At 31.1% G+C, this 11466-nt stretch carries 11 protein-coding genes and 1 tRNA gene; 10 read left to right on the top strand and 2 right to left on the bottom strand.

The window, feature by feature from the left end; translation table 11 throughout:
- Window positions 1–96: 96 nt before the first annotated feature.
- From C7447_RS12010 to C7447_RS11975, 10 genes are all read left to right on the top strand, one after another.
- Window positions 97–1515, top strand: a complete 1419-nt coding sequence (locus C7447_RS12010; RefSeq protein WP_148870763.1) for an SDR family oxidoreductase — start codon at window positions 97–99, stop codon at window positions 1513–1515.
- A gap of 708 nt (window positions 1516–2223) precedes the next feature.
- Window positions 2224–2919: a GTP cyclohydrolase I FolE gene (gene folE / locus C7447_RS12005; protein ID WP_148870762.1), complete on the top strand. Its 696-nt coding sequence runs from the start codon at window positions 2224–2226 to the stop codon at window positions 2917–2919.
- A 4-nt stretch (window positions 2920–2923) separates the two neighbouring features.
- Window positions 2924–3148 (top strand): hypothetical protein, encoded by a 225-nt coding sequence (locus tag C7447_RS12000; RefSeq protein ID WP_148870761.1) that lies wholly within the window; start codon window positions 2924–2926, stop codon window positions 3146–3148.
- 222 nt (window positions 3149–3370) lie between these two features.
- Window positions 3371–3919: a glutathione peroxidase gene (locus C7447_RS11995; RefSeq protein ID WP_148870760.1), complete on the top strand. Its 549-nt coding sequence runs from the start codon at window positions 3371–3373 to the stop codon at window positions 3917–3919.
- A gap of 9 nt (window positions 3920–3928) precedes the next feature.
- Window positions 3929–4390, top strand: a complete 462-nt coding sequence (locus C7447_RS11990; protein ID WP_148870759.1) for a TspO/MBR family protein — start codon at window positions 3929–3931, stop codon at window positions 4388–4390.
- A complete protein-coding gene (locus tag C7447_RS11985) occupies window positions 4390–4857 on the top strand; it encodes an SRPBCC family protein (protein WP_148870758.1) in 468 nt (155 codons plus the stop codon). Before C7447_RS11990 ends, C7447_RS11985 begins: the two co-directional genes overlap by 1 nt.
- Entirely contained in the window at window positions 4850–6154 is a 1305-nt protein-coding gene (locus C7447_RS11980) for a cryptochrome/photolyase family protein (RefSeq protein ID WP_148870757.1), read from the top strand. Before C7447_RS11985 ends, C7447_RS11980 begins: the two co-directional genes overlap by 8 nt.
- Before the next feature lie 137 nt (window positions 6155–6291).
- The gene (locus C7447_RS14840; RefSeq protein WP_170246015.1) at window positions 6292–6432 is read left to right on the top strand and encodes a hypothetical protein; all 141 of its coding nucleotides are present in this window, start codon (window positions 6292–6294) and stop codon (window positions 6430–6432) included.
- Window positions 6422–6511: a SnoaL-like domain-containing protein gene (locus C7447_RS15110; RefSeq protein WP_394343764.1), complete on the top strand. Its 90-nt coding sequence runs from the start codon at window positions 6422–6424 to the stop codon at window positions 6509–6511. Before C7447_RS14840 ends, C7447_RS15110 begins: the two co-directional genes overlap by 11 nt.
- 69 nt (window positions 6512–6580) lie before the next feature.
- Window positions 6581–6655 (top strand) — tRNA-Pro (locus C7447_RS11975).
- Window positions 6656–6740: 85 nt separating this feature from the next.
- Here C7447_RS11975 and C7447_RS11970 read toward each other — a convergent pair.
- Together C7447_RS11970 and C7447_RS11965 are read right to left on the bottom strand one after the other, a co-directional pair.
- Complete coding sequence (locus tag C7447_RS11970; RefSeq protein ID WP_148870756.1) at window positions 6741–8231, bottom strand: SusD/RagB family nutrient-binding outer membrane lipoprotein; 1491 nt, start codon at window positions 8229–8231, stop codon at window positions 6741–6743.
- A 10-nt stretch (window positions 8232–8241) separates the two neighbouring features.
- On the bottom strand, window positions 8242–11376 hold the full coding sequence (locus C7447_RS11965; protein WP_148870755.1) for a SusC/RagA family TonB-linked outer membrane protein: 3135 nt from the start codon (window positions 11374–11376) through the stop codon (window positions 8242–8244).
- Between the last annotated feature and the right edge of the window lie 90 nt (window positions 11377–11466).

Genomic DNA, 11466 nt, shown 5'->3' with positions numbered 1-11466 from the left:
TAATTATCATATGTAACACTTAAAATAAAACATTACCTTGTTTAACATTATCCAAAATCAACTAAACATTTTGTATATTTACTAAAATAAGATAAAATGAAAATTCTAATTACTGGTACTACTGGTTATATAGCTAAAAGATTGATTTTAAGACTGCTTGAAAATAAGCACAAATTAATATGCTGTGTTCGTGATTTAAATAGAATTCCTGATGAAATTGAAGATAGAGAGAATATAGAATTTATTAAAATTGATTTTTTAGAAACCTCAAATATTACTTTACCTTCTGATATCGATGCAGCATATTATTTAATTCATTCTATGTCAACGAATTCAGACGATTTTCAATCATTGGAAGAAAAATGCGCCGAAAACTTTAAGAAATTAGTTGAAAAAACCAATTGTAGACAAGTAATTTATTTAAGCGGAATTGTAAATGACTCTTCTCTATCTAAACATCTTAAATCAAGATTTGAAGTTGAAAAAACACTTCGCTCAAAAAAATATGCACTTACTACATTTAGAGCTGGAATAATTGTTGGTAGTGGAAGTGCTTCTTTCGAAATCATTAGAGATATAGTTGAAAAACTTCCTGTAATGGTAACCCCAAAATGGTTAAATACAAAAACACAACCCATTGCTATTAGAGATGTTTTAAGCTTTCTACAAAAAGCACTAGAGAAAAAAGATTTATATAACAAATCTTACGATATTTTTGGACCAGAAATACTTACCTATAAACAAATGCTTTTAGAATTTGCTGAAATTCGAGACTTAAAAAGGTATATATGGACACTTCCTATACTCTCTCCTAAACTATCTTCTTATTGGTTATATTTTGTTACCTCTACGTCATTCAGTTTAGCACAAGCCTTAGTAGAAAGCATGAAAGTTGAAGTAATTGGCAAACCAACTAATATTAACCAAGTATTAAATGTTCATCCATTAACATATAAAGAAGCTGTCAAGTTAGCTTTTCAGAAAATTGAACAACATGCAGTTATTTCTAGCTGGAAAGATGCAATAAGTAGCGGAATTTTTAACAAGCAATTATCAGAATATATAGAGGTTCCAAATTACGGTTGTTTTAAAGATGTTAGATCTCGTGAATTTGAAGATGAAGAACTCACAATTAATAAAATTTGGGCAATTGGTGGTAAAAATGGATGGTATAGTTTTAATTGGTTATGGAAAACACGAGGTTTAGTAGATAAAATTGTTGGAGGTGTTGGTTTGCGCAGAGGAAGGACTCATAAAAATCACCTCGAAGCTGGAGATGCATTAGATTTTTGGCGTGTTTTACTAGCAGATAAAAGTCAAAAAAGATTACTCTTGTTTGCAGAAATGAAATTACCAGGAGAGGCTTGGTTGGAATTTAAAATTATAAAAAATAAACTATACCAACGTGCAGTTTTTAGACCAAAAGGTGTGTTAGGTCGTTTATATTGGTATTCTGTGCTTCCCTTTCATGCTTTTGTTTTTAAAGGGATGATAAAATCCCTCACTAATAAATAAACAACTCTCTTTATAAATTACAAGCATTAACAAAAAAAATGTTTACTTTTCTTTTTATTTGTTTAAACATTCTATATATTTGATAAACAATTTGATAATTTTAATTCTAACACATTACAGTTAAAAAGATAGAAAGACTATCTTATATAAGATGTTTAGCTTATAATTCTTAAAAAAGAACAATAATAAATACATAAGTAAGAATTTTGATAAGAAAGAAAATCCATTTTTTGATATTAACTATAATAATTTTTAATTAAGACAAAATGGCATTTTACTATATGTGAATATTTAGTTAAAAATTTTTGTTTAGATAATTCCTTTTAAAAAATTAGTAATTTGCAGACCTGAAATTATCCCAATGCAACCAATAAAAAGGCAGTAAAATTCTTAAAGAAAACAAATATTCTTTAAAATTATTGAAATTAAAACTGAATACACTTTTTTTATAAAGAAAAATAATTGATTAATAACACAAATCAATAGGATTTTTGTAGCAAAATTAAAAGATAATGTTACATTTGTGGCCGTTTTAGTTTCAATTCAATTAATTAGATCTCAAAATCAAAATAAGTAATCCTTATTTTTTGAAAGAAAGTTGAAATGCTTTCGACAAAGATTAATATCTAACAACTCAGTATCTATTAAGAAACTAACCATGCTTTGCTTGGACTTGAGTTACCCAAGACAGCATATAAAAAGACAAGAATGATTGCACAAACACTCAAAAAAAAGGTAAATGGTACCAGATTAAATGGTTTTTCACAAGATGAAATTGGAGATGATCATTTATGCAGTGGCCTTCAAACACCTTTAAAAAAAGATGCGTTTTTAATTACAGATAAAGAAAAGATAGAAAAAATTTCTTATCTTTTTGCTGAAATTATGAATACAATGGGGTTAGATTTAACTGACGATAGCTTAAAAGGCACCCCTAATAGAGTCGCAAAAATGTATATTGATGAAATATTTTCAGGTTTAAACCCTGCTAATAAGCCAGAAATTACATTATTTGAGAACAAGTATGAATACAATCAAATGCTAGTGGAAAAGGATATCACATTTTATTCAAATTGTGAACATCACTTTGTGCCAATTATCGGTAAAGCTCATGTAGCTTATATTTCTTCTGGCAAGGTTATTGGTCTATCTAAATTAAATAGAATTGTGCAATATTACGCTAAAAGACCACAAGTACAAGAAAGACTAACCAATCAAATTGGTGAAGATTTAAAAAGTATATTACAAACTGAAGATGTTGCAGTTATTATTAACGCAAAACATCTTTGCGTATCGTCTAGAGGAATCAAAGATGACACATCTGCTACAGTTACCACTTTTTACAGTGGTAAGTTTAGCAATCAATCAAAAATTGTTGAATTACAAAATTATTTAAAACTTTAACGAAATGGATATTATAGACAAAGCAATAGAGTTTGAAAACAGAAAGTTTAAATTCATCACCACAAGTGATAGAATTTTAGCTTCTCGCGAAGCGAAAGACTTAATTTTAAGCTTAAATGAAATTTACAAAAAATCTAAAGACAGTAACATAATGGATATTATGAAACGTCTTACCGTTGTTAAACAACGCATAGAAAAACGTTTAAAAGGAAAACCTTTAACAGCTTAAACAACTTAACGTAAAGGTATTGTTAATTTGCTATGAGACAATACCTTTACTTTTCAACAATACACATATTTAATAGATCTCTCGATCTACTACTAAAAATTTATTTTTTAATTCTTAAGAATTAAAAAATGACTAGTTTTATAATCTACAATAAAACCAAATCAATTTCCCGTAAAACAATGGAAATAGTGTATGATAGTGTAATTTTTAAAATATAACATTATGAAACTAACTTATTTACTACCCCTTTTACTTTTTACTTTTATCTCTTGTAAATCACAAACCAATAAAAAAACTACAACTATGTCTTTATATGATGTTAAAATAAAAAATTTACAAGGAAAAGAAATGAATTTTTCTGACTTTAAAGGAAAGAAAATTTTATTTGTAAATGTTGCATCAAAATGTGGGTTTACTCCACAATACGAAGGATTACAAAAATTAGCTGATCAAAACAAAGACAAACTGGTAGTTATTGGAGTACCTTGTAATCAATTTGGTGGACAAGAGCCTGGAACTTCCACAGAAATTCAAGAATTTTGTCAACTTAATTATGGTGTAAATTTTCCAATTACTGAAAAAGTAGATGTGAAAGGAGAAAACCAACATCCATTATATCAATTTTTAACTAATAAAGATAATAATGGAGTTAAAAGCTCATCTGTAAAGTGGAATTTTCAAAAATATTTAGTAGATGAAAACGGTAATTTAATTGATTTTTGGTATTCAATTACAAAACCTTCTAGCAAAAAAATTGCTAAACATTTATAAGCCAATATTTTGAAAAAAATAAAACTACTCTTACTGTTTTTAGTTATTAATTTTTTAAGCTTAGCTATTGGAAGCTGGTTAATGAATGATGGACCAAGAACCGAGTGGTATGAAAAACTAAGCAAAGCGCCTTGGACTCCACCTGGTTGGGTATTTGGAGCTGCTTGGGCGGTTATTATGATTTGTTTTTCATTCTATTTAGCTGATTTGTTTTTAAAATCTAATAATCTAAAAACTAGAATCCTCTTCGGATTACAAATTATATTAAACGTTGGTTGGAACTATATTTTTTTTAATCAACACCTAGTCTGTTTAGGTTTAGTAGTTTTATTACTTCTAAACATACTTTTGTTTTACTTTTATTTTAATTTAAAAGGAATCGTTCACAAAAAACGTTACTTATTACTTCCTTATATAATATGGATGTGTATTGCAACTTCATTAAATCTTTATATTTTAATTCATAATTAATGAAAATATACACACTACATAAAAAACAAAATTTACCCATTACTGTTGAAGAAGCTTGGGAGTTTCTATCTAAGCCACAAAATTTAAAAACAATCACTCCAGATTATATGAGTTTTGACATTTTATCTGGAGCCGATAAACCCATGTTTCCTGGTCAAATTATTCAATACATTGTTACACCAATTCTGGGAATTAAAACAAAATGGGTTACAGAAATTACACATGTAAAAGACAAGGAATATTTTGTTGATGAGCAACGTTTTGGACCATATGCACTATGGCATCATAAACATTTTATCAAAAAAATAAAAGGTGGTGTAGAAATGGAAGATATTATAGATTATAAGGTTCCGATGGGTCTTTTGGGTCAATTAACTCATCCTTTTTTAGTAAAACCAAAACTAGAAGAGATTTTCGAATACAGGCAAAAAAAACTCATCGAACTGTTTGGAGAATACCATGGGTAATATCAATATTTTTTGGTTTAGAAGAGATTTACGTTTACAAGATAATCATGCATTATACCGTGCACTTAAAAGTAGTAAACCTGTTTTACCTATTTTTATCTTCGATACAAATATTCTTGAAAAACTACCCAAAAACGATGCTAGAATTACTTTCATTCATCAACAACTTCTAAAAATTGATACCGAACTAAAAAAAAATGGAAGTAGTTTACATCTTTTCTTCGGAAAACCTTCGGAAATTTACAAACAGTTAACTGAAAATTATTCTATTGATACTGTTTATACCAATCGCGATTACGAACCTTACGGAATACAACGTGATAAAGAAATAGCAAACGTTTTAGCAACCAAAAACATTAGTTTCAAAAGCTATAAAGACCATGTTATTTTTGAAAAAAATGAAATTACAAAACAAGATGAAACTCCCTATAAAGTTTATACTCCTTATTCAAAAAAATGGTTAGCCGAATTTCAGCAAAAAGAAATAAGCATTTATCCCTCGGAAGAATATCAACAAAATTTCATCAAAAAGAACACCTCTTCTTTTTTATCTTTAAATAAACTTGGTTTTGAAAAAAGTTTAATTAAAATTCCTGAATATGATATTAACCTAGATTTAGTTAATAATTACGAAGAAGTTCGGAATTTCCCTGCAATTAAAGGTACATCAAAATTAGGAGTTCATCTTCGATTCGGAACAATTTCAATTCGAAAAGCTGTTTTACAAGCTTCAAAAAGCAATAATAGTACCTTTTTAAAAGAATTGATTTGGCGAGAATTTTTCATTCAAATTTTGTGGCATTTTCCTCAAACAGTAACAAAAGCATTTAAACCAAAATACGATTTTATTAAATGGAGAAATAATTTAGAAGAATTCAAAAAATGGTGCGAAGGAAAAACGGGATACCCTTTAGTAGACGCAGGAATGCGTGAACTAAACACTACAGGTTTTATGCACAATCGAGTACGAATGCTTGTTGGAAGTTTTTTATGCAAACATTTATTAATTGATTGGCGTTGGGGAGAAGCTTATTTTGCAGAAAAACTACTCGATTTTGAGTTAGCAAGTAACATAGGAAATTGGCAGTGGGTTGCAGGTTGCGGTGTTGACGCTGCTCCGTATTTCAGAATATTCAACCCAACAACTCAAATCCAAAAATTTGACAAGGATTTAAATTACATCAAAAAATGGGTTCCCGAATTTCAAGAACTCACCTACCCAACTCCTATTGTAGATCATAAATTTGCGAGAGAACGTTGTTTAACCACCTATAAATTAGCTTTAAACCAACCTTAATGAATCATTACTTTCTAATTATCAAGTTTTTACGTAATTTTAGAACACAACTAGAACCTATAAAATCATAAAAACACAAGAAGTAGCAAATCAATAGGCACAAAATGTAGTTAGCAAAGAAATTACTGAAGTACCTTATGAAGAAATTGTTTCTGAAAAGCAAAGAATGGCTAGATAATGTACAAGAAATCCATTCTAGTGGAATTTCAGACCCTATAATAGGAGAGATTTTTACCACTAAAATGTCTTATGATGTAACCTTCAAAGATTCATGGTAGACAACAAATAGATGAATTTGGTGTCTTCGAAGTTAAAAATGGTAAAATTGCCAATGAGCAATTCTTTTGTTCAATGTAAAATATTAAATATTTAAAAAAGCTCTAGCAATGCTAGAGCTTTTTTTATTTCTTTATATTTGTTTATATTCGGGATGTGGCGCAGTCCGGTTAGCGTACACGGCTGGGGGCCGTGTGGTCGCAGGTTCGAATCCTGTCATCCCGACTTGTTTTAATTATACTTTAGCACCATTAATTAATTTTTTTAAATTGTTCTTAATCCAAAATAATTATGCAGCAGTTATTTAGAACTACGGCTTATCCCACCATACTCTAGTTGTTAATTCATCTGGTCCTTGCACTGCAATTGCTGCAGCATAATTAGCTGCATTAACGCTTTGTTCACTTACAGCGTATGTAAGCCTTCTTGGAATAGTCCCATTAGTAACGTTACCTGGATAATTAACTGGTATTAATACTGGAAAACCAGTTCTTCTCCAATTAGCAAACGCCTCATATTCATTTAAAAATGTTGCAGCCCAATATTGTGTGTTAATTTGCTCTAAAGCATTAGCTGAATCAAAAGGTTTTACTGATAAATAAGTATCTATTTCTGTATCAGAAATCACAGCATCAGGACCATATAAAGCTAACGTTTTCATAGCCGCCCTTACACCTGCATTATAATGTGGTTCTGGATTTCCACCAGCTAACCCCCATCTTTCTGCTGCTTCTGCAAGCATAAACTCAACTTCTGCATAGGTTTGAAAAAACATAGGTGCTGCTTCACTTGTAATACCCGTATTTCTATTAATTCCAGCATAATTATCTGTATTAGATTCTCCTGTCGTGTTTTGTAACATATTAAGATCCAGTCCATTTGGAAAACCTATTAAATCATTAGGATTAGTACTTTCATCACTTCTACGCATGGCGAGAATAGGTAATCGCGGATCATCTTGTAAAAAGTCTACAAATGTTTTACTCATGTGCATACTATTATCTGCCGAGAACACTTCCCCATTCCCATTCTTATTAATTCCTTCTGGCCCTGGTGTATGTTGAATATACATGATATCTTCATTAGACTCCATTACTCCTCCAGAAATAGCCTTAGTTACCCATTCTTGCGAAGCTGTAGCATCTATTTTAATTAAACGTAATCCCAAACGAAGCATCATTGAGTTGGCAAATCTTTTCCATTTAGCTTGATCTCCGTGATAAATCAAATCACCATCTCCAAAACCAGAGGTCCCATTACCTAAATCTGCAGCTGCTTCTTCTAATTCTTTTAACATATCTGCATAAATATCGCTTTGTGCATCATATTTAGGTTGTACTATACCTTCTAAATATGCTTTTCCTGCTTCACTATAAGGAACATCTCCATATAAATCGGTAAGCCTATGATAAATCAGAACACGTTGTATTCTTGTGATTGCTTTCATTTCAGCTGGTGCATCTTCTGTATCTAGCTGCACTAAAAGATCTTCTATGTTTTTAACAGCATTTCCATAAATACGGTCAATCATAGATGACGCATACCCTTTGTTCCAAGTATACTTATCTCCAGCCCAATACCCTGCTGTTGTCGAAAAATGTTGCATCATGGTGGAGCTATAAATTAAATTAGCTCTCCAGTTTTCATAACGTTCTCCAGAAGTATACAATTGAATTGCTGCCAATTTGGTTTCAGGACCAACTTGAATAGGTTTAGTAGAATCTACATTTAGCTCTTCAAATCCTTGATCACAAGCACCAAAAGCTAGTGTTAGTATTATTATATAAATTATTTTTCTCATAATTAGTTTTTTAAAACTTAACATTAAAACTTAATCCATAACTCTTTCTTGAAGGAACACCAAAATATTCCAACCCTTGAGCATTTCCTACATTATAACTACTCTCAGGGTCAATATTATCTATACTTCTTTGTAAGTAAAATAAATTGGAAGCTATAAAAGAGATGCTTGCACTGTTTATAAATGTTTTTTTAAGAAACTCACTTGGTAAGGAATATCCTAAACTTAATTGTCTAAATTTAATATAATCAGCATCCTCAACAAATTCTTCTGCAATACCACTAATTCTACCATAATAGGTTTGTAAATCTTCGGGTGCAACCGTAGTTGTAAATGCTTGTCCTGTGTCACCATCAATTCCTGATACAGTTAAACCATTTTCTCTACCGTCTAATGTCGCTTTATGAAGCCCATTACCATATAAAGTTCCATTAGTTCCTGAAAATATTTGCCCTCCAAATTTCCCATCAATTAAGAAACTTAGAGTAAAATCTTTATACATAAAAGTATTTGTAAGACCTAAAGTTAACGGAGGTACTCCTTCTCCAAGTATTTTACGCTCGCCTTCTTGAGCCAGCGGTACACCATTTCCATCAATATCATAAACAATATTACCTCCATTGTCTCTAACATAGGAAACTCCGACAATAGTTCCAAAAGGCTGACCTACAATTTGCTTAATAGCTGCATTTTGTGAACGAGGTTCTCCTAATAAAATTTCTCCATTTTCCTCATTGGTTGCTATAATTTTAGATTCGTTATATGCTCCGTTAATAGAAGCATTCCATCTAAAATGATCAGTCTGAATTGGCGTTCCTGAAATTAAAAATTCGATTCCTTTATTTTCTAGTTCTCCAATATTAGCCAGTGCACTCGGATAACCAGAAAAAACTGATGCCGCCACCGGAACAATATCATTGGTCGTGTTATTTTTATAATAAGCCAAATCAATAGACAGTCGGTTGGCAAACATCCGAGCATCAACACCTATTTCAAATTCACTTTTACTAAATGCAACCAAATTAGCATTAGGAACAGAACCATTAGAAATATTCCCTAGAGGTTGCCCTAAATGGCCTTGACCAAATATTTGATAGGATAAGGCTAATTGGTATGGATCTTGTGCACCACCTGCAACTTCAGAATAACCTCCTCTTAATTTTAAGAAATTAATCGTTTTTGGCATTTCAAAAGCTTCTGATAATATTAAACTGGTATTTATGGAAGGATAGAAATCATTATTTGGAGTTGATTTCCCTGGATACGATAACGTCGAGAACCAATCATTTCTACCTGTAACCGTAAGATAGACCCAATTATCATAAGCAAATTCTACTGATCCATATAGAGAACCTATACTTTTTTTCCCATATCCTGGAAAATCAGCATCTACACCAAAAATATCTTTAGATGATTGATTGGCCGTATTACTAAAATCTTCTAATCCTGGGACAATAAAGTCATTTCCAACAAGTCTTATTAATTCTCTTGAGACAGTATTTTTGTTAGCACCAAAAAAAACAGAAGTAGATAATTTATCTGTAATGTTTTTATCGATACCTAAAATAACATCTGCATCAATTTGACTGTATCTATTTTCTGATTCAACAATTCCTCCTAAAGGTTTATAAGCTGTTCCCCAAGGCTCAACAGAAGTACCTCTAATAGTATAGTGATCAACCCCAGCTCTGGCTGTAATATACATCCAATCCAAAATATCATAACGAATAGAAGATGAGGCTATTATTCTATTTTTAACATCGTTATTTCTAAAGTTATAAGCGGCAAAATAAGGATTTTGTGAATAAATATCGCTAGAGTATTGAAGTTCTGTCCCATCTTCATTTGTACCAGGTTGCATAAAACGTACATCTATATTTGCTGGAAAAAGCGCTACAGAAAAATTAGCATTTCCTGGCGAATCTGATAATCGAGGCCTGTTTTTAACATTTTCAACTATATATTTGGCATTCACTTGGGCTGTTAATTTATCTGCTAAAACCGCATCTGCATTAAATGAAAAAGTTTTTCTATTTAACCCAGCGTTAGGTACAATATCTTCATTATCTAAATTAGATACAGACAAGCGATAATTAATATTATCTGTACCACTTGATATTGCTACAGAATTTATAAATGTAGTTCCGGTTTTATAAAAATGTTCCGCATTATTACCAACATAAGAATAGGGTCTAGATTCACCATCCCACTGTACTACAGATGAACCATCTAATTTAGCGCCCCAAGAAGATAACCCTAAATCAAATGCTTCTGCTGCATTTACTGGTTTTCTAGCTTGAGTTCCTTGTCCGTATTCAGTTTGGTAATCTTGTAAAGATGTATCTATTTTATCAAATATTACTGAGCTACTATATTCTATACCAAAACCCTTTTGCTTTTTACCAGATTTGGTTGTTATTATAATAACCCCTCCTGATGCTCTTGAACCATATAAAGCAGAAGCTGCTCCTCCTTTTAAAACACTTATAGATTCTATTTCATCTGGATTAATACTAGAAATTCCATCTCCACCATCTGAACCTCCCCACATTCCAACAGAACCATTATTAACATTACTAATAGGGATACCATCAACTACATAAAGCGGTTGATTATCTCCTGTCATAGTACTTGCTCCACGAATAATAACTCTGCTAGAACCCGCAGCTCCTGTAGCATTTTGAGAAATATTTACCCCCGCTACTTTTCCTTGAAGAGCATTGATTGCATTGGCACTTTTAATTGTAGAAACTTCATCTCCTTTAACTTCTGTTAAAGAATAACCCAATGCTTTTGTTTTCTTTTTTATACCCAAAGCTGTTACAACAACTTCTTCTAATAAACTTGCATCTTCAGCAATAGATACATTAATAATATTTTTTCCATCCACAGCGACTTCTTTTGCTGAATAACCAATAAAAGAAAACACCAAGATTGCTGATTTATCTGAGACACTAATGCTGTAGTTTCCGTCAAAGTCTGTCGAAACACCATTTTCGGTTCCTTTAACAACAACATTTGCCCCTGGTAAAGGTATTTTTCCATTAGCATCTGTTACGGTTCCTGTTATTGTAGTTTGTGCTTGAACAGTTTGAAACCCCAACAAGCAAAACAAAAACAGTACTTTTAATACTTTTTGAATCATAATTTAATTTTTGGTTAGAAACAACTAGTTTTTAAGTTAGTAATGAGTTAACTACACGTTAACTGCAAGTTAAATCTATGAATCTAAGTT

The organism is Tenacibaculum adriaticum (genome assembly GCF_008124875.1).
Taxonomy (GTDB): Bacteria; Bacteroidota; Bacteroidia; order Flavobacteriales; family Flavobacteriaceae; genus Polaribacter; species Polaribacter adriaticus.
This window is presented reverse-complemented; position numbering and strand designations above follow the sequence as displayed.

What these genes read in the sequence shown, in the direction of transcription:
- C7447_RS11965 (WP_148870755.1), bottom strand. Translation starts at nt 11,376, where the DNA reads ATGATTCAAAAAGTATTAAAAGTACTGTTTTTGTTTTGCTTGTTGGGG.
- C7447_RS11970 (WP_148870756.1), bottom strand. Translation starts at nt 8,231, where the DNA reads ATGAGAAAAATAATTTATATAATAATACTAACACTAGCTTTTGGTGCT.
- C7447_RS14840 (WP_170246015.1), top strand. Translation starts at nt 6,292, where the DNA reads ATGAAGAAATTGTTTCTGAAAAGCAAAGAATGGCTAGATAATGTACAA.
- C7447_RS11980 (WP_148870757.1), top strand. Translation starts at nt 4,850, where the DNA reads ATGGGTAATATCAATATTTTTTGGTTTAGAAGAGATTTACGTTTACAA.
- C7447_RS12010 (WP_148870763.1), top strand. Translation starts at nt 97, where the DNA reads ATGAAAATTCTAATTACTGGTACTACTGGTTATATAGCTAAAAGATTG.
- folE (WP_148870762.1), top strand. Translation starts at nt 2,224, where the DNA reads ATGATTGCACAAACACTCAAAAAAAAGGTAAATGGTACCAGATTAAAT.
- C7447_RS11995 (WP_148870760.1), top strand. Translation starts at nt 3,371, where the DNA reads ATGAAACTAACTTATTTACTACCCCTTTTACTTTTTACTTTTATCTCT.
- C7447_RS12000 (WP_148870761.1), top strand. Translation starts at nt 2,924, where the DNA reads ATGGATATTATAGACAAAGCAATAGAGTTTGAAAACAGAAAGTTTAAA.
- C7447_RS11985 (WP_148870758.1), top strand. Translation starts at nt 4,390, where the DNA reads ATGAAAATATACACACTACATAAAAAACAAAATTTACCCATTACTGTT.